The sequence below is a fragment of the Sorangium sp. So ce119 genome, assembly GCF_051524405.1.
Classification (GTDB): Bacteria; Myxococcota_A; Polyangia; order Polyangiales; family Polyangiaceae; genus Sorangium; species Sorangium cellulosum_G.
In genome coordinates this window covers 10,491,856-10,513,188 of the sequence record NZ_CP150310.1, presented here as the reverse complement: position 1 = coordinate 10,513,188, position 21,333 = coordinate 10,491,856, and the positions used below count along the sequence as shown (strand labels likewise).

The window sequence follows — 21,333 nt, the reverse complement described above, 5'->3', positions numbered from 1 at the left end:
TACGGCGCCGGCCCAAGCCAGGCCGCGCCGCCACGGTGCCGGAGAACACCAGGCCGGGCCGCGCAAGGCGACCCGGCCCGGGGATCGTTCACGAAGCGCCGGTGCGCGCCGTCAGGCGCGCCGGCCGCGGCTCAGGACCGCTTGCGGCGGCGCGCGGCGGCCACGCCCACGCCGGCGACGAGCGCCGCGAGGCCGGTGCCCGTGAACGGCGCGGTCGACCCCGGCGCAGCGGCGCAGGAGACGCTGGCCTCGGCCTCGGCGTGCGCCTCGACCTCGATGTTCTGCGAGAGCAGCCAGTTCTTGCACTCCTCCATGGTCCCGGCGATATCGACGTACTGCCCGTCGCAGAACAGCGCGCCATCCGGCGTCGAGCACTGCACCTCGCACCCGCCCCGGAGATCGGCGGTGCAGTCGGCGTTGCAATCGATGTTCGCCTCGACGTTGCACTGCCCCTCGCAGCTCGCCTCGCACTTCGCGTCGCACGAGGCGCTCGGCGGGGTCCCCTGGCAGCTCACGTCGCACTCGGCGTCGCAGTCCGCCGAGCACGCCGCCTCGCAGTCCGCCTGCGCCCCGCCGCCGTTGGCCTGGGCCGAGCAGTCGGCGCTGCAGTTCGCCTTGCAGCTCGCCGAGCAGCTCCCTTCGCAGCTCAGGCTGCCTGGGTCGACGTCGCAATCTGCCTGGCAATCCGCTTCGCAGCTCCCCGTGCACGACGCCGACGCGGTGCCAGTGCACCGCGCGTCGCACTCCGCCGTGAACTGGACCGGCTCACAGTACCCCTCGCAGCCGCCCGAGGTGCGGATCTCGCACCGTCCGGCCGCCGCGGCCTGGAGGGATCCACAGGGATTTCCCTGGGCTGATGCGGAAGAAGCAACGAGAACGGGGACAGCAAACGTAAAGGCACTCACAAAAAGCTGAGCAATGGTCCGTCGCATTCGAATTCTCCTGGGTTTAGGTGCGCGGGGTCCGCGTGTGGTCACTGCGGCTGTTGCAATCGGACGACCAGCGCCACCCTTTGAAGCATTTTGCGAAAAAAAAGTCTCTGCGGCCGTGCCCGCCTCATCACGGCGTGTAGCTGTGTTCACGGCGCGATGATGCGACATGCCACACTGCGCGCATGTCCGGCCAGGTAATACACGTACGGCCATCTGCCGCGCGGTGATCAGCGGCTCACAGTGTCGGCGATCTGCCCTTTTCCGTGGCGCGCCACCACGCCCTTTCGCGCCCTGCCCGGGGTCGGCTGGCTGAGGAAGTCGCCGCCGACCGCCCAGAAGGCCCCCTCCCCGTCGGCCCAGACGGCGTGGAGATCGGCGTACGGCTCTTCCGTGAACTCGTCGATCCAGGCCCCGTCGACGAGTCGCTGCTTGAGGCCACCATAGCCGACGATCGCGACCTCGCCCGGCCGTCCGCAGGCGACGCCGTTGACGTCGTTGGTGAGCTCGACGTCGATCCGACGCCACGCCTCGCCGTCCGAGCGGAGCACGTCTCTCCCGCCGACCGCGTACACCTCTTCACGGCTGCAGCCGGCGGCGGTGAACAGGGTCCCCTGCGCGATCGGCGGATCGGATTGCAGCTCCCAGGTCGAGCCCGCGCGGTGCCAGATCACGCCGAACTCACCGACGGCATAGAGGTCCTCCGAGGACTCTCCCCACACCTTGTAGAGCGCGCGGCCCGTCTCCTGGGGCAGCGCCTCTCTGGACCAGGCGCCGCCGTCCCAGTGAAGGACGATATCCTTCTCCGCGTCCTCACCAACGCCGGGCGTGCCGCCGACGGCCCAGGCGTCGTCGGGTGCGAACGTGATGACGCCCCACAGGGTAGCCTCCGTCCCGGTGTCGTGCTCGCGGAAGGCATTTCCGTCCCAGTGCGCGGCGCGGCCGCGCTCGCCGACCATCCACACGTCGTTCGGCCCCGAGCCCGCCACCCACCAGAACGTCTCCTCCCCGCCGGCCGGGAGCTCGCGCCACGTCGCCCCGTCGTGGTGCAGCACGAGCGACTCGAGGCCCGTATTGCCGAGCGGCCCCCCCACGGCGAACACGTCGTCGGGCCCCGTCCCCCAGATCGACAGCACCGCCCGGTCGAGGTCGTCCTCGTCGAGCAGCACGCGCCACGCGGGCGGCCCCTCGTCGGGCGGCGTCGCAGGATCGTCGGGGCAGCCGGCGAGGACGATCGCGCCGAGCGCCATGGCGGCGACCCGCGCAATCGGAGCCATGAGAGCGATTGGCGCAGCCGACGCCATGGTGGCAGTCGGCTTCATCGCCCCGAGCGGAGCAGCCGGGTGCAAGCAGGTGCGCATGGGATAGAAGACCAGGCTGGGGAGCTCCTGTCGAGGCGCGCGCCGGGCGACCGGCGCCGCGCGCGCCTGCGCGGGAGGCTCAGTTGCAGAACACGTCGTCCTGCTTCGGATAGTAGTAGACGAAGATGTTGCAGTGCTCGTTCTTCTCGACGATCGGGCCGAACGTGTAGCAGCAATCGAGCTGCTCCTCGGGCGTCATGTTCTTCGTCGCGTCGTACTCGTCGAGGCCGCTGCAGCCGACCGCCGGATCCGGCGGCTGCCACTCGAAGGTGCAGCCGTACCAGACGCCGCCGTTCTTCGGGAGCTCCAGGTCGAGCTGCGGCGAGATGAGCATCGGCGGGTCGTCCCACGCCGTCGATGTATAGAAGCGCTCCGACTCCGCGGGCGTGCCGATCGAGGTGCCGTCCCAAGCGTACATGTCGAACTTCGTGCCCCGGCTGTGGAAATGGCCGTTGGCGCCGATGATCCTCACGGGAGAAGGGCTGTTGATCTGACACGAGCCCTCGAACGTGGGCCGCGGGTTCGACTGGCAGACACGGATGGACTGCTTGGTCGCGAAGACGGTGCCCATCTCGGCCGTCACCTCCTCCGTCGGCAGCGACCAGAAGTTCACCCGGACGCGGCCGACGGCCTCGGGGGTCTTCTGCGACGACGCATTCACGTAGTGCGTCTGCAGCATCAGCCACTCGTCGGGCTGGAGGACGTTCGCGACCCCGTCGGGGAACGTCCAGTCGAGCTGGCCGTCCTGCTGCGAGTTCGCGATGAGCGGCCAGTCGGCCCAGTTGGGGCTCTTGAAGCACTCGCCAACGCCGTTCTGGTTCTTCTGGATGAGCCCGCCTTCGGGCCCGAGCCCCTTGATCGTCCGCACGCGGAAGATGTTCATGTGGTGCGAGCCGTCGCGCTGGGCGATCTGCACGCGGTGCAGGTTCACGGGCGCGTCCGGGTCCATCCCGTTCGTCGCGGCGAGGTCGCGGACCTTGAAGAAGTAGCAGTCCTGCTGCTCGACCCCCGGCGGCACCTCGATCTCCTCCGTCTCTATCTGGAAGCCCTCGCCCTCCGGCGGTCGGGCGAGCAGCGACTGATCGACCTCCGGGCCTGGTACCGGATCCGGGCGCTCGTCAATGCAACCGACAAGGCCCAGCGAAAGCGGAAGCGCACCGAACATCAGCCATCGAGCAGCCATGGTTCCCTCCAGCAATGCAGCAGCGATGATGGAGATATACACGGTTTTGCAATTTCGGGACCATCATGTCAGGAAGACGGCAGCCTTCCGTCGCGGCCGAGGCGTCTTGGCCGAACGGGGGCAGAAACTGCTAGGATGTGGGAGAGGTTCAACGATGGCGGCGACCAAGAAATGCGGTCCACACACGGAGATTGCGGCGAATGACGCGACGCGCGTCACCCGGTGCGCGTGCGGTACCGTTCACGTGACGCTCCTCGGCCCCGGCGTGACATTGCGCATGCCCTCGGAAGCGTTCCGCGGCGTCGCCGCCGGGCTCAAGGCGGCGGCCGAGCGGCTCGACGACGACGCCCGTTTCGGGACGACCGCCATCAATTAGCTTGCGCGCCTGCCGCGGTGCGGCCTACCAGTTGCTTCGCCGCTGAGCTTCTCTCTCCCTCCGGATGGCGGCGGCTCGAACGAGGGCGCCTGGCGTGTACGACGACGACGCGGAGCACTGGGTCGGCAGGACGTTCGCTGGAATCTGGCGGATCGAGCGCGTGCTCGGCACCGGCGGCATGGGGAGCGTGCTGCTCGGGCGCGCCGCGGACGGATCGCAGGTCGCGCTGAAGGTGCTGCACCCGGAGCTCAACGCGATCGCCGAGGTGCGGAAGCGCTTCCTGCGAGAGGGGTTCATCGGCAACTCGCTCGGCGGGGCGGACGCGGTGCCCGGCGTGGTCCGCGTGCTCGGCTCCGGCGAGTCGCCCGAGGGCCTCGCGTACCTGACGATGGAGGTGCTCCAGGGCGAGACGCTCTTCGATCGGATGGCGCGCACCGGGACGATGCCGCCGGGCGAGGTGCTCGCGCTCGCGGATCAGGTGCTCGAGACGCTCGCGATCGCGCACGCGCGCGGCGTCGTGCACCGCGATCTCAAGCCCGAGAACATCCACCTCGGCAACGACGGGCGCGTGCGCATGCTCGACTTCGGCATCGCGCGCGTCGTCGACGGGCTCACGGGCCTGCCCGAGAAGACGGCGACCAAGACCGGCATGATCATGGGCACGGCGACGTACATGGCGCCGGAGCAGGCCACGGGGCTCATCCACGACATCGACGGGCGCACCGATCTGTTCGGGCTCGGCGCGACGATGTTCCGGCTGCTCTCGGGCCGGCAGGTGCACGGCGACGTCACGGAGGCCATGGAGGTCATCGCCGCCGCGACCGAGCCGGCGCCGCCGCTCGCCTCGGTGGCGCCCGGGATCCCGCCGGCCGTCGCGGCCGTTGTCGATCGGTCGCTCGCGTTCATCAAGTTCCACCGCTACCCGGACGCCGAGACGATGCGGGCGGACGTACGCGCGGTGCGCGCAGGCACCCTGCCGCCCTACGCCCAGGCCGTCCTCGACGGGAGGATCCGCGCCGGCCAGCCGCTGTCGCAGCCGGCGCCGCCGATGCAACCGTCGATGCAGCCGCCGCCGGCCGCCGTGTCGCCGAGCGCGCGCCCGCAGCCGACGGTGACGGAGCCTCCTGCGGTCGCCGGCGCGTCGATGGGCCGGCCGGAGCGCACGCTCGACGACAGCCTGTCGGCGCCCTCCGCGCCCGGCGCGACGCGCGCGCAGCTGTCGACGGGCAAGCTGGTGCTGCTCGTCGGCGGCGCCTCGCTCGCCACGGGCGTGATCGTGGCGCTGGCCGTCGTTCTGCTGCTCGTGAACTGCTGACGTTCGACGCGCCGCCGCGCTCGAGCGCGGCAAGCGCGCCGTTCAAGAGCGCAGCGGTGCTGGTGGGCTGCCGACGGGGCCGCGCGGGCCCCGTCGCGGTCAGGCGCGCTCGTCGAGCGACGTGTAGTCGGTCGCGTTCTCGCCGGTGTAGATCTGCCGCGGGCGGCCGATCTTGCCGCTCGGGTCGTCGTTCATCTCCTTCCAGTGGGCGATCCAGCCGGGGAGACGACCGAGCGCGAACATGACGGTGAACATGTTCGTGGGGAAGCCGAGCGCGCGGTAGATGATGCCGCTGTAGAAGTCGACGTTCGGGTAGAGCTTGCGCTCGACGAAGTACGGATCTTTCAGCGCGGTCTCCTCGAGCCGCTGCGCGATGTCGAGGAGCGGATCCTTGATGCCGAGCTTCGCCAGGATCTTGTCGGCGGCCGCCTTGATGAGCACCGCGCGCGGGTCGTAGTTCTTGTAGACGCGGTGGCCGAAGCCCATCAGGCGGAAGCCCGAGGTCTTGTCCTTCGCGAGCTTGACGAACTTCGAGACGTCGCCGCCGTCGGCGCGGATCGCCTCGAGCATCGTCACGACCTCCTGGTTGGCGCCGCCGTGCAGCGGGCCCCACAGCGCGCAGATGCCCGCGGCGATCGAGGCGAAGAGGTTCGTCTTCGCGCTCCCGACGAGGCGCACCGTGGAGGTCGAGCAGTTCTGCTCGTGGTCGGCGTGCAGGATGAGGAGCAGGTTGAGGACCTTCACGATGTCCTCGTCGATCTCGTACGGCTCCGCCGGGACCGAGAACATCATGTTCAGGAAGTTCGCGCAGTACGAGAGCGAGTTGTGCGGGTAGACGAACGGCTGGCCGATCGACTTCTTGTACGAGAACGCCGCGATCGTGCGCACCTTCGAGAGCAGCCGCGCGATGGTGATGTCGAGGAGATCGGTGTTCTTCACGTCGATCGCCTCGGGGTAGTAGCTCGACAGAGAGAGCACCATCGCGGACAGGATCGCCATCGGGTGCGCCGTCGACGGGTAGCCGTCGAAGAAGCGCTTCATGTCCTCGTGGATGAGCGAGTGCCGGGTGAGCAGCGTGGAGAACCGGGACAGCTCGCTCTTGTTCGGCAGCTTGCCGTAGATCAAGAGGTACGAGGTCTCCACGAAGGTCGACTTCTCGCCGAGCTGCTCGATCGGGATGCCGCGGTAGCGGAGGATGCCCTTCTCCCCATCGAGGAACGTGATGGAGCTCGTCGTCGAGGCCGTGTTGACGAACGCCGGGTCAATGCACACGTACCCGGTCTTCGAGCGTAGGGATGCGACATCGATCGCCTTCTCCCCTTCGGTGCCCGTGATCACCGGCAGCTCGATCGTCTGCTCCGTACCGTTCTTGTTCAGCGTTAACTTCGCGGTCTCCTGCACGCCTCCTCCTTCCGCCGCAGCGCGGCGTAAGCTATCACGAGCTGAGGGAAGATTGCTTCCCCTAGAAATTGAGGTGATGCGTTTGAGCGAGCCGGTCGTGCGGGGGGAGCTGTGCCACCACCCGGAGGCGCTTCGGCTGGCGGCCGAGGTGCGCCGGGTCCACGGGCGTTACGCAGACGAGGTCGTCGCTCGATATCGCCTCTGCCCGTTCATGCGCGACGCTGCAACCGGTTTCGGACGCTTCTACGTCCTGCTCGACCGGGAGCCCGTCCTGGAGACGGCGCTGGCGGCGGTCGCGGGGGCAGAGTCCGCCGTCGTGCACCTGGTTTTCCCGTGCATCCAGGCTCCGTCGCCCCAGTTCGAGCGGTTCGCGTCGCGCCTCGGCGAGCAGCTCCGGCGGGTCCGCAGCCCCGCGCCGGTCCTGGCCGCGTTCCACCCCGAGATGGCCGGGGACGAGACGAGCTCTCACCGGCTCGTCGGTCTCCTCCGGCACGCGCCGGACCCGTTCATTCAAACGATTCCAGAGGGGTTGAACCATTCGGGGACTGTCCTCGCCGGGGCGGGCGTCGAGCCCGTCGCCGATCCGGCCGAGGACAACTACCGGCGCCTTCAAGGGGCCGGGATCGCCGAGGTCAAGGCCAAGCTGGCGGAGATCATGGCAGATCGCGACGCGAGCTACGCGCCCTCGCTCGCCCGACTCGGTCTGAGCCGCCCCGGCCCGCGCTTCGCTCCCCTCCCCTCGCGGTAGCGCCGCCCGCGCGACAAACCAGGGTCGCTCGGGCCGGGCCGCTCGATACGAAACCTTCCGGAAACAACGATGCTCGCGGCGACACGGCGCTAGCGCTCGGGCGAGCGGCGAGACGACGGGCTCGCTCCGCCGGATCCGGCCCTGGCCTCTCGCTCCGCCATCAGCGGCATCAGGTAAGGAAAGCCGACCGTCATCGTGTCGAGGTTGGGATCGATCTGGGCGGCCAGCCAGAACAGCAGCACACAGGCGCGCTCGACGTAGAACCAGTCCTCGGGGTACTCGAAGGAGCGCATCAGCTCCTGGAGCTCGCCGCGCTCCAGCTCGGGGTCGGCCAGCTTCTCGAGCTGCTCGGGGCGGGCGCGCATCAGCGCCGCCGGCGTGCGATCCCGGATCTTGAGCAGCTTCGCGAAATAGCTCTTCACCGTCCGCTCGAGGAGCGCGTCGTTGCCCCCGGGCGCGACGAAGCCCATCCGCCGGAAGCCGCGCACGACCGCCGCGTCGTCCTCCGCGAAGATGCCCTTCAGGATGTCGAGCAGCCCGTCGATGAGCTCGTCCCTGGCCTCGCAGATCGCGCCGAAGTCGAGGACGACGAGGCGAAAGCCGCCGCCCTCCTCCGCGCTCCGCGGGGCGACGAGGAAGTTCCCCGGGTGCGGATCGGCGTGGAAGAAGCGATCCGCGAAGAGCATCTTGTAGAACGCCTGCACGAGCCGGAGCGCCACGTCCGACGGCTCGACGCCCGCGCTCCTCAGCGCGTCGAGGCGGGTGATCTTGATGCCCTCCATGAAGGTCATCGTGAGCACGTCGCGCGTCGTGAGCTCGTGGACGACCTCGGGGAACGCGACGCCCGCGTCGCCCTCGAAGTTGTGCGCCATCCGCTCCATGCACGCGGCCTCGTGCAGGTAGTCGGTCTCGCGGCGGAGCAGGTCGACCAGCGACTCGTGCACCCGCTCGATGTGCCCCACCGGGACGAACCGCTTGTAGACGAGGATCGCGAGGCGCAAGACGCGCAGGTCGACGGCGATGATCCCGCGGATGCCCGGGTAGAGGAACTTCACGGCGACCTTGCGGCCGTCGCGCAGGCGCGCGACGTGGACCTGCCCGAGCGACGCGGCCGCGAGCGGCGCGCGCTCGATCGAGGCGAACAGCTCGCTCGCCGAGCGGCCGAAGCTCGCGCGCAGCGCGGCCTCGAGATCGCTGAAGGGGTGGGGCGGCACCTGGTCCTGGAGCTGCTCGAGCTCCTTGCCGTAGGCCTTCGGCAGGAAGCCGCCCATGATCGACAGCACCTGGCCGAGCTTGATGAAGACGCCCCGCAGCTTGAGCATCGCGCGCAGCAGGCGCCGGGCGTTCTTCTGATCGACGCGGGCGCGGCGCTCGACGAGCCAGCCGGGCAGCTCCTGCGCGGCGGCGCCGCGCCCGAGGCGCCTCGCGAACACCCGCCCGAGCCCTAGCTGGATCAGGTAGCTCGTCAGGATGACCGAGAACGCAAACAGCGCGCGGAGGAGTCGGACGGCGAGCGTCATGTGCGGCAAAGCAGCCGCACCATGCTACCGCAGGGGCCGCGCAGGGCCAGCCATGCTCGCTCTCCAGGGGTGAATCCGCCCCGGAGAGGGGGCCGCCGCGGGCCTTCGCCGCGCCCAGGAGCCCTCCGGCGCGCCGGACGGGCTCAGGAGAGCGAGTCCTTGATCGCCTTGATGGGGCGAGCGCGGACCGACTTGCTGGCCGGCTTGGCCGCGAACGTCATCGGCTGCTTGGTGAACGGGTTGATCCCCTCGCGCGCCTTGGTGGCCGGCTTCTTGACGACACGGAACTTCGCGAAGCCGGGCATCGTGAAGATGCCGTTCTTCTTGAGCTCCTTGTACGCGATGTCGGTCAGCGCCTCGAGGATCGCCTTCACCTGCTTGCGCGACACCTCGTTCTCGTTCGCCTCGACGACCGCGTTGATCAGCGCGCTCTTGCTGAGCGAGGTGCTCTTCTTCCCGTCAGATTTCTTTCCCGCCATGTTCATTCCTCCTGAGGTTTGTGCCCTCTTGCGCGCCAAAGGAAACACAACGGCCGCCACAGATCCAGTGTCGAATCGTCGATCCGAGCGACAAAAGAAGGGGTTTCACGCCCCGGTAGGCGCGGCGCTCCGCCGGAACGACGGCCGGGGGGCCCCTCCGCGAGCCCCCCGAACCCCTGAAAAACGGCCGAAATCGACGGTTTTTCAGGCCTCACGCGCCCGCCTCGAGGGCGGGCCGTACGCCGGGAGGTCGGGGTAGGAAATCACCCGATCCCCTTCCGTTGAAGGCGATCCCGGCCGCGCGGGGCCCTCCTCGGGTCGAGCCTCCTCGGCCGACGGCCCTCCATCGCGGCCGCCCCCGCGCGCGATCGCGCGCGATCGCGTCGCCAAGGCCGCGCGGATCGAGGCCCACGCGGGCGCGATGCGCCTCGCCTCGGCGCCCGCGCGGCGGTCGAGCGTCGCCGTTCGCGCGCCGCGCGGAGGTGTCTAGCGGCGGCTGACCGCCGAGCCCGCGCCCCACTTCCGCTTGGCGGAGAGGCCCAGGATCGTCAGTGATTGAGGCGCCTGCGTGAACTCCATCACGTCGCCGAAGCCGACGCTCACCGCGTGGATCGGCCCGTCGAAGAAGAGCTTCGCGTCGTGCGTCTTGCTCCGCACGACCAGCGAGGAGCCCGGCGGGATCAGCGCGTGGCGGAAGCGGTACTCCTCGCCGTGCGGGGTGTAGGGCTCGCGCACCACGAGCTGGAGGCGCTTCGAGGTGAGGGGCAGGACGCGCCCGCCGGCGGAGCGCTGCGCGGCCGTGGAGCCGGCCGCCGGGCCGATCCAGAAGCCGCTCGACTTCTGCTCCTCCTCGACGCGGCCGAAGCGGATGATGTAACGCGACGTGGCCGCGGGCGAGATGTGGCAGAAGAGCGCGTCGTTCAGGACGCGCGCGGTGGCGATCTTGTCGTTCACCGTGACCTGCATGCGGGTGAGCACGGTGCGGCGGAGCGAGCCGCGCAGCGCCTTCGCGATCGCGTCGGCCGCGTCGCCGCTCGTCGCGCCGCAGAAGAAGCCGACCGAGTGGCCCGGCGCGCTGTTGATGCCGAGGATGGGGACGTCGCCGACGTTGTGGGACGCGCTGAGGAGCGTCCCGTCGCCGCCGACCGTGATCACGAGGTCGAGATCGGCCGTGTCGAAGCAATCCGAGGTGCCGGCGGTGACGTCGACCTGCACGCCGAGGTCGTCGAGGGCCGCCGTGACCGCGCGCACGGTCTGCTCGTGCGCCTCGTGCGACGCCTTGAGCCGCGCGATGGCGGCGTCGCCGGTCTCGATGAGCCGCGTGATGCGCGGGTCCTTCCGCTCCTCGCGGTAAATCCTCCAGGCAGAGCGCTTCACGACGAGCGCGACGCGGGGCGGCCGCCGCTGCGCGGGCGCGAGGGGTTGTTCCGGCATCAGAGCTCCGCGAGGCGCCGGAGCGCCACCTCGGTCTTCCCGTCCTCGATCACGCCGCGCCGGGTGAGCTCGATCGCCTCGTCGAGCGGGATGGCCGCGATCACGGCGAGCCGCTCGAGCGGGGATCCGTCCTCGGTCGGCGTCCCCTGGCGCGCGGGGTCGACCTCGACGTGGAAGTAGAAGTGCCGCTCGCCGACCATGCCCGGCGACGGGAACGTCGGGGGGCCGAGCGGCTCGAGCGCCGACGGGCTCATGTCGAAGCCGACCTCCTCGAGCAGCTCGCGCGCGGCCGAGCGCTTGAGGCCCTCGGGGCTCCGCTCGTCGAGCTCGACGAGCCCGGCGGGCAGCTCCCACAGCGCGCCGAGCGTCGGCGCTTCCGGGAAGGGGCACACCTCGGGCGCGCGCGTCGCGGCCGGCGGCCGGAGCGCCGAGCGGAGGTAGACGTGACGGCGGCCGTCCGCGCCGCGGTAGTGCGGCGCGATCACCACGGCGTCGAGGCGCGAGCGATCGACGCTGTCGTAGGTGAACGGGTCGCTCAGCGTGCCGTCCGGGAACTCGACGCGGAACACCTGGCGTCGCACGTTGAGGAAACCTGGACCGTCCAGCGAGGGGATCGTCTGGACCAGCTTGAGCGCGAGCTTCGGGAAGGGAGGTAGCGGCATGCGTCGAGGCGCGAAGCATAGCGCCAAACGGGCGCGGCACGGAGGCGCCCGGAGCGCTTCAGCCAAGCAGGCCGCGCGCCCGCGCGATCGCCTCGATCTCCGGGCGGCGCCGCTCGAGCTCCGGGACGTCCTTGACCGGGAGGAAGCGGGAGGCGAGCCCCTCGCGCGGCACGCGCAGGAGCCGGGGCTCGAGCGCCGCCGTGATCTCGCCGAGGAGGCGCTCGAACTGGATGGCCTTGCGGTCCCCGATCTTCTTCTCGACCTCGACGTAGGTCCACTCCATCGCGAGCGCGTCGAGGGCGGCGGCGCTGACAAGGAACGTGTTCGTGTTGAAGACCGGCACGGCGCCCGGATCGAAGCCGTGGGGGAGGCGGAACTCCTCGGTGATGATGCGCTTTCCGTTCCACCGGACGGGCCCGCCGCCCCGATCCGCGCCCACCTTGTCGACGACCTCGACCGTGAGGGGGTCGCCGTGGTCGAGGTGCCACCCGAGGATGGCCGGGTCGACGGTGGCGCCGAGGTTGTCGAGGTTGGCGATCCAGACGGTCTTGCCGCCGCGCTCCAGGAAGCGGGCGAGCAGGCCGCTCCGGCGGAGCGCGTCGGGCAGGTCGCCGTGACCGGTGGCGTAGACGCTCGGCTCGCCCTGCTCGTCGAGGAACAGCGCCCCCTCGGGGGTCAGGCGGAGCGAGACGTTCTGCTCGAAGGTGGCGCACCGCGCGCCGTCGAGGCGCGGGCCGAGGGCGTCGCGGATCGGCCGCTCGGTGGCCTCGCTGGTCATGAGCCAGAGCGGCACGTGGGCGCCCGGGCGGCTCGCCAGCGCCTCGAGGTGCGCGTTCTCGCCCAGCCGGAGGTCGAGGAAGGTCCGGCCGGGGAGCGCCTCCACGAGCGCCTTGACCACGCTGCCCATCCGGGTCGCCATGCCGCCGGCGAGCACGCAGAGGGCGACCTCGCCCGCCGAGAGCGCCGCGAGCCCGCGCTCGCGATGGCGCCCGTGCTCGGCCGTGCCCTCGACCGGCGCCGCCGCGATGTCGTCGGGGGCGGGGGGCTCGACGCGGCCGGGCAGCCGGTTGCGCGCGTCCCGCTCCACGCCGAGGGTCGCCGCCCACCGCGCCAGGCGGGGCGCCTCGAACCCCCGGTCGTGCAGGCGCTTCAGGAGAGGAGCAGGGAGGGCGGAGATCTGCTGTGCGAGGGACACGAAGCTCCAAGAGCACGGGCAGAACGGCCCGGCAATACGGCGCGTGGCCCCACGCGCGCGGGGGCGCTCCGCGAGGCGCGCGGTCAGCGGAGCACGAGGACCCAGACGTCGTAGAGCGCGTGGGTCCAGACCGCCGGCGCGAAGCCGCGGAAGACGTAGATCCCCGTGAGCACGAGCCCGCACACCATCCGGAACACGAAGGAGGGGAGGTTCCAGGGGTCGCCCAGCGGGCCGACGTAGTGCCAGCCGGAGAAGACGGCGGCGGACACGATCGCCCATCCGACCAGCAGCACCACCCCCTGGGCTCCCCGGCCGAAGACGAGCTTGATCGCGAGCGCGCCGAGGCCGTAGAGGCCGGCCCGGAAGGCGATCTCCTCGTAGAAGCCCGCGCCGAGCGACATCACGACGCCGGTGAAGATGTCGTTCGACGCCACGGGCGGGCCGAGCCGGAGGGAGCCGACAACATAGGAGCCGGCGAAGCGCATCAGGATGGCGTAGAGCGCGCCCTCGGTGGCGAGGAGCGCGAAGCGCCGCTTCTGGAGGGCGTGGCCCCGGCCGAGGACGGAGAGGACGATCACGAACACGGCGCCGATGGCGACCGTGAGGCCCGCGTACATCGGGAGGCTGTGCTTGGCGAGCGCCCGGAGCTCGGCGGTGACCGGATCCGCCGCGTTGCGGATGGGGAGGAAGGCGACGCCGAGGTGGTAGAGGACGAAGATCGGCATCGTCAGCGCCAGATCCGTCAGCGCGTCGCTCTTCGAGGTGGGCTTGTCGCTGGCAGGCGCTGCCCCCGGCCGGGCGAGCTCCGGGCCGGCGCCGGGCATCAGGACGGCCTCAGCCGATACACGATCACCAGCACCTCGGCGGACCACATGACGAGGTTCAGCACGAAGGGGGTGTCCCGGAGGATCTCCTGGGTGGGGCTCTCGGCCTTGGCGCTGCCCGCCACGAGCTGAAGGAACCGGATCACCCCGAAGAGCGGGTGGATCGTGGTGAGCCAGAGGTAGGGGTTCTGGAAGAAGCGCTGCGTGTCGTGATCGAGCGTGTACGCCAGGTACGTGGCGATGGTGGCGACGCCGGTGACGGCGAGCGCCGCCGTGAGGGCGCCTGGCGTGTAGGCGTCCAGCGCCGCCCGCTGCTTCGAGGCGTTCACCGAGGCGAGCTCGTGGCGCCGCTTGCCGAAGCCGAGGAAGAGCGCGAGCAGGGCGGTGCAGGCGATCATGAAGCCGGAGAGCGGCGTCCTCGTGGCGAAGCCGCCGGCGAGCACGCGCAGCACGAAGAAGACCGCGATGCAGCCGACGTCGAGGTACGCGATCTTCTTGAGCCGGAAGGAGTAGGCGACGTTGAGGACGTAGTAGCTGGCGGCGACGACCGCGAAGAGGGGCGGGCCGAGCAGGCTGGCGCCGAGCGCGATGACCGCCAGGCCGACCGCCATCGCCTTGGCGACCGGGATCGGCACGCGACCGGACGCGATCGGCCGGTACCGCTTGACCGGGTGGACCCTGTCGGCCTCCGCGTCGACGATGTCGTTCAGGACGTAGACCGCGCCCGCGAGCAGGCAGAAGATCGCGAACGCCCCGACCGCGCTCATGATGATCGAGGGGTGGGTCAGGTGCTTGGCGAACACCACCGGGGCGAGGACGAAGAGGTTCTTCACCCACTGGTGGGGGCGCATCGCGCGGATCATCCCGCGCACGCGCCAGAGCAGCGTCCCCCTCGGGGAGTCGGGCAGGATGGGCGGCTGCGCGATCAGGCTGCCCGAGGGGGGCCCGCTCTCCGGCGGTCGGGAGCTCGGCACGCCGGCGCTCCGCGGAGGCGCAGATGTAGGTTTGCCGGCAGGGGCGGAGCTCAGCGAGACGATCGGGCCGGCCTGCTCGGCAGGCGTGGGTACGTCCTGCGCGGCTGCGTCCGGGCGAGCATCGGCGCCGGGCGCCTCCTCGGAAGAAGGAAAGCCTGCGGCGCTGTGGCGAAAAAGAGGACCCGAGGCGGTCACGGCGGGCGGAGCATACCCGGGAGCACCGTCCCCGGCCATTCCGCGGCAGGCAAAAGCGCCGGGCGCGCGCGCGACCGAAAGCGGGCGGCGGGACGGCGCAACCACGGACGACGAGCCCGCAGAGAAGGTGAAGCAGCGTACGCCGCGTCAGACTGCGCCACGGGGTCCGAGGTCGAGGTCGCGAATCCACGTTCGCACTGGCCGGCCCGGCTCGTGGAACGCAAAATGCGCATCCCCGCAGGTTGGCCGTGACCTCGTGCTACCATCGCCCGTGATGACATCAGCGCTCTCGGTCGCGCGTGAAGCTTCGCCCCTGCTTTTGAAGCTTCGCTCTGCCGTGGAGCAGGCCCTCGAAGGCAAGCCAGAGGCGGTCGAGCTGGCGCTCATCGCGCTGCTCGCCCGGGGCCATGTCCTCATCGAGGACGTGCCGGGCGTCGGCAAGACGACGCTGGCCCGCGCGCTGGCGAAGGCCGTGGGGGGCGAGCTCCGTCGCGTTCAGTTCACCAGCGATCTGCTGCCGAGCGACGTCCTCGGGGTGAGCGTGTTCGACCAGCGGATCGGGCAGTTCGTCTTCCGCCAGGGGCCGATCTTCGCGAACGTCCTGCTCGCCGACGAGATCAACCGGGCGAGCCCGCGGACGCAGTCGGCGCTGCTCGAGGCGATGAACGAGGGGCAGGTGTCGATCGAGGGGACGGCGACGCCGCTGCCGGAGCCGTTCTTCGTGCTCGCGACCCAGAACCCCCAGGATTTCGCCGGCACATTTCCGCTGCCGGAGTCGCAGCTCGACCGGTTCATGGTCCGGATCCGGATCGGGTACCCGCCGCCGCAGGTGGAAATGCGCCTGCTCCTCCAGGGCGGGGAGCCGGATCGCGCGCGGAACGTGCCGCAGATCATCGATCCCGCCCAGCTCGTCGCGCTCCAGCGCGAGGTCGACCGCGTCGAGCTCGACTCGTCGCTCGCGACCTACCTGCAGGCGGTGCTCGCGGCGACGCGATCGAGCCCGACCCTCTCGCTGGGCGCGTCGCCGCGCGCCGGCATGAACCTGGCGCGCGCGGCCCGGGGGCGCGCGGTGCTCCATGGGCGTTCGTACTGTATCGCGGACGACATCCACGACCTCGCGGTCGCCGTGCTGGCGCACCGCGTCCGGCTCTCGGCCCACGCGGAGGGCTACATGCCGACCCGCGACGAGTGCGAGGCGGCCGTGCGCGACCTCGTGGCGCGGGTGCCGGTCCCGCTCTGAACGGCAGGCCGATGGGCGCAGAGGACCGGGAGCGGGGATCTCTCAGCGGCAGCTCCCGCGGGGCCGAGCGCGCCGATGCCGCGTCGCGCAGCGCCGTCCGGCCGAGCCGGCCGCGGCGCGAGCGACCCCCGATCGAGCAGCGCCCGCTCCTGCCCCCGCGCGGCGACAAGACGCCGTCGTGGGCGAGGTTCCTGCTCGCCCTGAGGCCGCCCCGGAAGCTCAAGTTCACCCGGGAGGGGAAGTACTACCTCGGCATCACGCTGGGCGTCGGCTTCGCGGCGATCAACACCGGCAACAACCTCCTCTACCTGCTGCTCGGGATGCTGCTGTCGCTGATCGTCGTCTCCGGCGTGATGAGCGACATGTCGCTGCGGCACCTCACCGTGACCCGGCGGCTCCCGGCCCGCGCCCAGGTGGGCCGGGCGCACCTCGTCGAGATCGAGGTCTACAACCACAAGAAGCGCGTGCCGTCGTACGCGATCGAGGTCGAGGACCTGCGCGCGGGCCAGCCGGCCGACAAGCGCTGCTTCTTCCTGAAGATCAGCCCGTCGAGCGCGCAGGTGGCCGCCTACCGGCGGACGCCGGCGAAGCGCGGCCGCGACCGGCACACAGGGTTCCGCATCGCGACCCGCTTCCCCTTCGGGCTGTTCGAGAAGTCGCGCGAGGTCGAGGCCGAGGGCGATCTCATCATCTACCCCGCGGTCGACCCGGTCCGGCTCCCCGTCGAGGACGCCGGGCGGCGCGAGGGCGGCGCGAGCCTCAGCGGGCGCGGCGGCGGCGACGAGACCTTCGGGCTGCGGCCGATGCGCGAGGGCGACGATCCGCGCGACATCTACTGGAGGAAGAGCACGATGCGCGACCAGATGGTGCTGCGCGAGCGGACCCGCGAGACGCGGCCCGACGTGCAGATCGTCGTCGACGCGGTGCGCCCCGCCGGCGAGGGCGACGGGTTCGCGCAGCTCTTCGAGCGCAGGATCCGCGAGGCGGCCTCGCGCGCCGTCGCCCACATCAAGCGCGGCGACGCGGTGGTCGTCGCGACGACGCTGGGCGAGCGGGTGCGCGGCGACCGCAACATCGGCTCCGACGCGATCCTCAGGTTCCTCGCGCTGCTCGAGGCGGTGGACGAGGCCCGCATGGCGGAGGCGAGGGCCGAGCGCGCCGCCCGCGCGTCCGTGCGCCAGGCGTCGAGCCCGGGCCCGACCAGCGGCGAGCGCCGCACCAGCACGCCGAGGACCGCATCATGAGATTCGGGGTGGTGCATCGGATCATGACCGACGCGCTCGCGGCGCTGGGCGTCATCGCGCTCGTCGCGAGCGGGCAGTTCAACCGGTACGTGAGCTGGGCCATCCTCATCGGCCTCGCGCTCGCGCTCGCGGTCGGCGTGCGCGAGTCGTGGCAGCGGCACCCGGCGCTGCGCTACCTCGACACCGGCGTCCTCCTGGCCGTCATCGCCGTCCAGGTGGTGCGCATCGTCTTCACCGACGCGAGCGTGCTCGACGTGCTCGTCGAGTTCGCCGCCGCGCTGCAGATCATCCGGCTCGCGACGCGCAAGGGGGCGGCGCACGACCAGCAGGTCATCGTGCTCGCGCTGCTGCACCTCATCGCCGGGACGGTCCTCGGCGGAGGCCTCGGCTACGGGCTGTGCTTCCTGGGCGTGCTCGTCGTCGCGCCGGGCGCGCTCGTGCTCAGCCACCTGCGGCGCGAGGTCGAGGGCAACTACCGGCAGGGGGCGCGCGACCGGACGGGGCTGCCCGTCGACGTGCCGCGCATCCTGCGCTCGCGGCGCGTCGTCGGGCGCTCGTTCCTGGCCGTCACCTGCCTGCTCTCGATCCCGATCTTCGTCTTCACCGCGGCCCTGTTCGTCATCTTCCCGCGCGTCGGCCTCTCGCTGCTGCTGCTGAACCGCGGCCACACGGGGCGGATGATCGGCTTCTCGGGCAAGGTCGACCTCGGCGCCGTCGGCGTGCTGCGCAGCGACCCGAAGCTGGCGATGCGGGTCGAGATCCCCGATCTGCCCGAGCCGCCGCCGCCGCGCCTCACCATGCACCTGCGCGGGACGGCGCTCGACGCGTACGACGGCCGCACCTGGACCCAGAGCGAGAGCTTCAAGCGCCCGACCGAGAGCGACGCGGGGCTCGTGCCGATCGAGCGGTACCCGGACCCGGCGATCGATCCGGTGATGCGGATCGACCTGGAGCCGATCGATCCGCCGGTGATCTTCCTCCCGCCGAACGCGACGGGGCTCCGGTTCAAGCACCGCGGGCAGCTCGGGCTCGAGGCGAACACGCTGGCCCACCGCGGGCCGGAGGGGGAGTTCAGGTACCAGCCGCTGGACGACCGCGGGTTGGTCTACGACGTCTTCCTGTCGCGCAAGCGGTCGCCGACGTTCCAGCGGCTCTCGGCGGCCGATCGGCGGCGCTACCTGGACCTCCCGAAGGAGCTGCCGTCGCGCGTCGTCGATCTCGCGCGGGTGTGGACGATCGGCGTCGATCGCCCGGCCGACAAGGCGCGGGCCATCCAGGAGCGCCTGCGCACGGAGTACCGGTACGACCTCGCGTCGCCCTCGGGGGCGGACCCGCACCCGCTCGACCACTTCCTGTTCGAGTCGAAGCGCGGGCACTGCGAGTTCTACTCGACGGCGATGGCGATCCTGCTGCGCGCGGTGGACATCCCGACGCGCAACGTCACCGGCTTCGTCGGCGGCACGTACAACCGCTTCGGCCGGTTCTATGCGGTGCGCCAGGGCGACGCCCACTCGTGGGTCGAGGTCTACCTCGACGGCGAGGGGTGGATGACGTTCGACCCAACGCCGCCGGCGGACGCGGCGCCGAAGAGCGAGCTCGTCGGCGTCTGGGCGTACCTCCGCGATTTCATCGAGGCGACGAGCCAGCGCTGGGACAGGCACATCGTCGGCTACGACCTGAACCAGCAGGTGAGCCTGCTCCAGACGCTCACGTCGCGCTACCGGCGGTCCGGATCGAGCGGCGACGTCGCGCTGTCGCGCCCGCGGACCCTCGCGGCGGCCGCCGTCGCGCTCGCGCTGGGCGGCGGCCTGCTCTACTGGCGCTTCCGCCGCGCGCGCCGCGGGCGCGAGGAGAGCCGCGCGGACGGCGGGCGGACGCCGAGCGCGATCCTGGCGACGGCGCTGTACGAGAGCCTGGAGTCCGCCATGCTCGCGCAGGGCGTGCCGCGCCCGCCCAGCATGCCGCCGCTGCGCCACGCCGAGGCGCTGGAGCTCGCGGCGCACCCGCTGGCGCGCGAGATCCTGACGCTCACGCAGGTCTACCTGCGCGCCCGCTTCGGCGGGGCGAAGCTCACCGAGGACGACAGCCGCGACTTCGAGCGGCGGGTCAAGGCGCTGCGCTCGGCCGACCTCCGGGCGCTCGCGGCGGGCGAGATCGGGCTCCACGCCTCGCCGTGAGCGCGATCCGGCCGCCGGAGGGCGCGGATCTCAGCGGCGCCGGACGGGTCGCCGCGCGATGAACGCCTGACGGATGCCGGTGACGGCGCGGCGGCTCGGGCCGCCGGAGACGAACGGATCCTGCGCGGCGAGCTCGCCGAGGCGGTCCACGAACGACTGCGCCACGACGCGCTCGCCGAGGAGGCTGACGATGTTCGACTGGCCCCGCATCGTCGACGCGAGGACCGCCGCCGTCGACGTGTCCGGCACCGCGGCGACCGACAGCGACTCCAGCACGCGCCGGATCGGCGCGATCGACTGCGCCGTCGCCAGCTTGCGATCGGAGGCGCCGAGCGGCTGCGGCGCGTACTCGAGCCAGATGCCGGCGACGTTCAGGTGGCCGAGGAGCCGCTTCGACCAGCGCGGATCGAGCTCCACGTAGAGGGGCCGGACGTCGGCCAGCGTGGAGAGCGCGAACTCGCTGGGCTCGCCCGCGAGGGCGAAATCGCGCAGGAGCGGCATGAGCTTGCGCTCCTCGGCGAGCAGGCTCGCCGCGACGTGGCCGCGGTCGAGCAGCGGGATCGGGATCACGAGGACGTCGGGCCGCTCGCCGCGCGTGATCCGCGCCGCCCAGACCCGCCACGCGATCGCCGGGGACCGCACGAGGAGCGCGGATCTCGGGTCGAGGCTGCCGTAGGCCTCGTCCGTCCAGACCTCGGCCGCGGTCTGCTCGCTCCGGTCGGCGGCGAAGCCGGCCTCCTCGCTCGTGAGCGCGACCAGCGTGAGCTGGAAGACGACGAGCAGCACCGCGCCGCTCCGCGAGAACGGCACGCGCGTGTCGAGCAGCGCCCGCACCGCGGCGTGCGCGCCGAGCGCCGAGCCGACGGCGATCGCCGCGACCGCGAGCGAGCGCAGCGGGGTGAGCGGATCCGCGGAGAGCACGCCGGCCGCCCGCGCGGGCAGGAGGGTGTCGAGCGCGAGCAGCGCGAGGAAGGGCGCGACGAGCCACCGGGCGCGCGGGCGCAGGAGCGCGAGCCCGAGCCCGGCGGCGGCGATGAGCAGCGAGACGACCCCGATCTCGCGGCTCCACGCGGCGAGCGCGGTGGTGCGCGCGCTCGCGACGTCGAGCGCGGCGAGGCTGCCGGCCGTGAGCGCGCGGCCGATGTCGGCCCACGCGCGCGGGGCGAGCGGCCGCAGCACGAGCGGCGCGAGCAGGAGCGCGGCCGTGAGCGCGCCCGCGAGGGCCGCGGCGGCCAGGATGCGCCGGGGCGGTCCGGCGGCCGGGACGCCGGCGGAGCGCTCGCCGAGGCCGCGGCGGGCGAGGAACATCGCGTACGACGCCGCCAGCGCGGCGAGGCCGGCGGGGGGGCTCTCGGCGAACGTGGCCCCGAGGAGCGCGCCGAGCCCGATCCACGCGCGCCCCGCGTGCCGCGCCTGCTCGGCGCAGACCGACGCGAGCGCGAGGGTCACGAGCGCGCAGCAGGTCGCGAGCATGGCGCCGCCGCCGACCGTCGCCTCCCGCTGCCACGTCGGCGACAGCGCCGCCGTGAGGACGGCGATCGTCGCGAGCACCGAGGCGAGCCGCGGCCTGCCGGCGCCCGGCGCGGCCGTCGTGGAGCCCGGCGCGCCCGGCGCGGAGCCCGCCGTCGCGGCGAGCGGCGCTGCCGCGTCGCCGCGGAGCCGCCGCCAGAGCGCGAGCCCGGGCAGGGGCGCCGGGCGCTCCGCCTCCAGGAGGAGCCGGCGGACCATCTCGTAGAGCAGGCGCGACGCGAGCGCGAGCGCGAGCGCCGACCCGAGGGCGGTGCGGAAGGTGCGCGGGCCGAGCGGGAGCAGGCTCAGCGCCTGCGAGAGCGCCGTCGAGAGGCCGCCGCCCACCCCGACCGCGAGGAGGCCGAGGTCCCGGACGGCGGTGAGATCCTCGCGCCACTGCCCCGAGGAGGCGGCGCGGGCCAGCGAGAGCCCGAAGGGCAGCGCGGCCGACAGGAAGGCGAGCGACCGATCGAGCCAGCAGCGTTTCTCTCCGGAGCTCACCCGGCGGCCATGCCAGATCGGCCGCGGAAGGGCCAAGTTCCGGCGCGTCGACCCGAGCGAGCCGCG

At 71.8% G+C, this 21,333-nt stretch carries 18 protein-coding genes; 6 read left to right on the top strand and 12 right to left on the bottom strand.

Annotation, left to right across the window (positions count from 1 at the left end; genetic code table 11):
• Positions 1-131: 131 nt before the first annotated feature.
• The 3 genes from WME76_RS39835 to WME76_RS39825 all read right to left on the bottom strand — a co-directional run bounded on the left by WME76_RS39835 (position 132) and on the right by WME76_RS39825 (position 3,473).
• Positions 132-905 carry a hypothetical protein gene (locus tag WME76_RS39835; RefSeq protein ID WP_437957376.1) on the bottom strand — a complete coding sequence of 258 codons (774 nt, stop codon included), beginning with the start codon at positions 903-905 and terminating at the stop codon, positions 132-134.
• 254 nt (positions 906-1,159) lie between these two features.
• Positions 1,160-2,206: a WD40/YVTN/BNR-like repeat-containing protein gene (locus tag WME76_RS39830; protein WP_437957375.1), complete on the bottom strand. Its 1,047-nt coding sequence runs from the start codon at positions 2,204-2,206 to the stop codon at positions 1,160-1,162.
• Between the two features lie 163 nt (positions 2,207-2,369).
• Complete coding sequence (locus WME76_RS39825) at positions 2,370-3,473, bottom strand: hypothetical protein (RefSeq protein WP_437957374.1); 1,104 nt, start codon at positions 3,471-3,473, stop codon at positions 2,370-2,372.
• A gap of 154 nt (positions 3,474-3,627) precedes the next feature.
• Here WME76_RS39825 and WME76_RS39820 point away from each other — a divergent pair, with 154 nt between their 5' ends.
• The gene (locus WME76_RS39820; RefSeq protein WP_155798802.1) at positions 3,628-3,849 is read left to right on the top strand and encodes a hypothetical protein; all 222 of its coding nucleotides are present in this window, start codon (positions 3,628-3,630) and stop codon (positions 3,847-3,849) included.
• Positions 3,850-3,943: 94 nt separating this feature from the next.
• Entirely contained in the window at positions 3,944-5,164 is a 1,221-nt protein-coding gene (locus tag WME76_RS39815; protein WP_437957373.1) for a serine/threonine-protein kinase, read from the top strand.
• 99 nt (positions 5,165-5,263) lie between these two features.
• Here the strand turns inward: WME76_RS39815 and WME76_RS39810 are convergent, their stop codons facing one another.
• Positions 5,264-6,541, bottom strand: coding sequence for a citrate synthase (locus WME76_RS39810; RefSeq protein WP_437962210.1), 1,278 nt, complete (start codon positions 6,539-6,541; stop codon positions 5,264-5,266).
• Positions 6,542-6,641: 100 nt separating this feature from the next.
• Here WME76_RS39810 and WME76_RS39805 point away from each other — a divergent pair, with 100 nt between their 5' ends.
• Positions 6,642-7,313 (top strand): hypothetical protein, encoded by a 672-nt coding sequence (locus WME76_RS39805; RefSeq protein WP_437957372.1) that lies wholly within the window; start codon positions 6,642-6,644, stop codon positions 7,311-7,313.
• An 89-nt stretch (positions 7,314-7,402) separates the two neighbouring features.
• Here WME76_RS39805 and WME76_RS39800 read toward each other — a convergent pair whose 3' ends face one another.
• The 7 genes from WME76_RS39800 to WME76_RS39770 all read right to left on the bottom strand — a co-directional run bounded on the left by WME76_RS39800 (position 7,403) and on the right by WME76_RS39770 (position 14,401).
• The gene (locus tag WME76_RS39800) at positions 7,403-8,833 is read right to left on the bottom strand and encodes an ABC1 kinase family protein (protein ID WP_437957371.1); all 1,431 of its coding nucleotides are present in this window, start codon (positions 8,831-8,833) and stop codon (positions 7,403-7,405) included.
• Between the two features lie 143 nt (positions 8,834-8,976).
• Positions 8,977-9,312 carry an HU family DNA-binding protein gene (locus tag WME76_RS39795; RefSeq protein ID WP_061611158.1) on the bottom strand — a complete coding sequence of 112 codons (336 nt, stop codon included), beginning with the start codon at positions 9,310-9,312 and terminating at the stop codon, positions 8,977-8,979.
• Positions 9,313-9,798: 486 nt separating this feature from the next.
• On the bottom strand, positions 9,799-10,746 hold the full coding sequence (locus WME76_RS39790; protein WP_437957370.1) for an NAD(+)/NADH kinase: 948 nt from the start codon (positions 10,744-10,746) through the stop codon (positions 9,799-9,801).
• Complete coding sequence (locus tag WME76_RS39785; RefSeq protein WP_433931263.1) at positions 10,746-11,408, bottom strand: NUDIX hydrolase; 663 nt, start codon at positions 11,406-11,408, stop codon at positions 10,746-10,748. The genes WME76_RS39790 and WME76_RS39785 overlap by 1 nt, the downstream gene beginning before the upstream one ends.
• A 58-nt stretch (positions 11,409-11,466) precedes the next feature.
• Positions 11,467-12,603, bottom strand: a complete 1,137-nt coding sequence (locus tag WME76_RS39780; protein WP_437957369.1) for a UTP--glucose-1-phosphate uridylyltransferase — start codon at positions 12,601-12,603, stop codon at positions 11,467-11,469.
• Between the two features lie 83 nt (positions 12,604-12,686).
• Positions 12,687-13,427 (bottom strand): CPBP family intramembrane glutamic endopeptidase, encoded by a 741-nt coding sequence (locus WME76_RS39775; protein ID WP_437957368.1) that lies wholly within the window; start codon positions 13,425-13,427, stop codon positions 12,687-12,689.
• A complete protein-coding gene (locus tag WME76_RS39770) occupies positions 13,427-14,401 on the bottom strand; it encodes a decaprenyl-phosphate phosphoribosyltransferase (RefSeq protein ID WP_437957367.1) in 975 nt (324 codons plus the stop codon). Before WME76_RS39770 ends, WME76_RS39775 begins: the two co-directional genes overlap by 1 nt.
• Before the next feature lie 469 nt (positions 14,402-14,870).
• On the opposite strand from WME76_RS39770, the gene WME76_RS39765 reads away from it, so the two are divergent.
• The 3 genes from WME76_RS39765 to WME76_RS39755 are packed head-to-tail and all read left to right on the top strand — an operon-like array spanning position 14,871 to position 19,257.
• Positions 14,871-15,836 carry an AAA family ATPase gene (locus WME76_RS39765; protein WP_061611154.1) on the top strand — a complete coding sequence of 322 codons (966 nt, stop codon included), beginning with the start codon at positions 14,871-14,873 and terminating at the stop codon, positions 15,834-15,836.
• A gap of 11 nt (positions 15,837-15,847) precedes the next feature.
• Complete coding sequence (locus WME76_RS39760) at positions 15,848-17,080, top strand: DUF58 domain-containing protein (RefSeq protein WP_437957366.1); 1,233 nt, start codon at positions 15,848-15,850, stop codon at positions 17,078-17,080.
• Entirely contained in the window at positions 17,077-19,257 is a 2,181-nt protein-coding gene (locus WME76_RS39755) for a transglutaminase TgpA family protein (RefSeq protein WP_437957365.1), read from the top strand. Before WME76_RS39760 ends, WME76_RS39755 begins: the two co-directional genes overlap by 4 nt.
• A gap of 30 nt (positions 19,258-19,287) precedes the next feature.
• On the opposite strand, the gene WME76_RS39750 is transcribed toward WME76_RS39755, so the two are convergent.
• Positions 19,288-21,267, bottom strand: a complete 1,980-nt coding sequence (locus WME76_RS39750; protein WP_437957364.1) for a hypothetical protein — start codon at positions 21,265-21,267, stop codon at positions 19,288-19,290.
• Positions 21,268-21,333: the final 66 nt, after the last annotated feature.

Bases quoted from the DNA above. Each gene is read 5' to 3' on its own strand.
- WME76_RS39790 (WP_437957370.1), bottom strand. From the start codon at position 10,746: ATGCCGGAACAACCCCTCGCGCCCGCGCAGCGGCGGCCGCCCCGCGTC.
- WME76_RS39755 (WP_437957365.1), top strand. From the start codon at position 17,077: ATGAGATTCGGGGTGGTGCATCGGATCATGACCGACGCGCTCGCGGCG.
- WME76_RS39825 (WP_437957374.1), bottom strand. From the start codon at position 3,473: ATGGCTGCTCGATGGCTGATGTTCGGTGCGCTTCCGCTTTCGCTGGGC.
- WME76_RS39775 (WP_437957368.1), bottom strand. From the start codon at position 13,427: ATGCCCGGCGCCGGCCCGGAGCTCGCCCGGCCGGGGGCAGCGCCTGCC.
- WME76_RS39765 (WP_061611154.1), top strand. From the start codon at position 14,871: ATGACATCAGCGCTCTCGGTCGCGCGTGAAGCTTCGCCCCTGCTTTTG.
- WME76_RS39830 (WP_437957375.1), bottom strand. From the start codon at position 2,206: ATGGCTCCGATTGCGCGGGTCGCCGCCATGGCGCTCGGCGCGATCGTC.
- WME76_RS39800 (WP_437957371.1), bottom strand. From the start codon at position 8,833: ATGACGCTCGCCGTCCGACTCCTCCGCGCGCTGTTTGCGTTCTCGGTC.
- WME76_RS39785 (WP_433931263.1), bottom strand. From the start codon at position 11,408: ATGCCGCTACCTCCCTTCCCGAAGCTCGCGCTCAAGCTGGTCCAGACG.
- WME76_RS39795 (WP_061611158.1), bottom strand. From the start codon at position 9,312: ATGGCGGGAAAGAAATCTGACGGGAAGAAGAGCACCTCGCTCAGCAAG.
- WME76_RS39760 (WP_437957366.1), top strand. From the start codon at position 15,848: ATGGGCGCAGAGGACCGGGAGCGGGGATCTCTCAGCGGCAGCTCCCGC.
- WME76_RS39820 (WP_155798802.1), top strand. From the start codon at position 3,628: ATGGCGGCGACCAAGAAATGCGGTCCACACACGGAGATTGCGGCGAAT.
- WME76_RS39805 (WP_437957372.1), top strand. From the start codon at position 6,642: ATGCGTTTGAGCGAGCCGGTCGTGCGGGGGGAGCTGTGCCACCACCCG.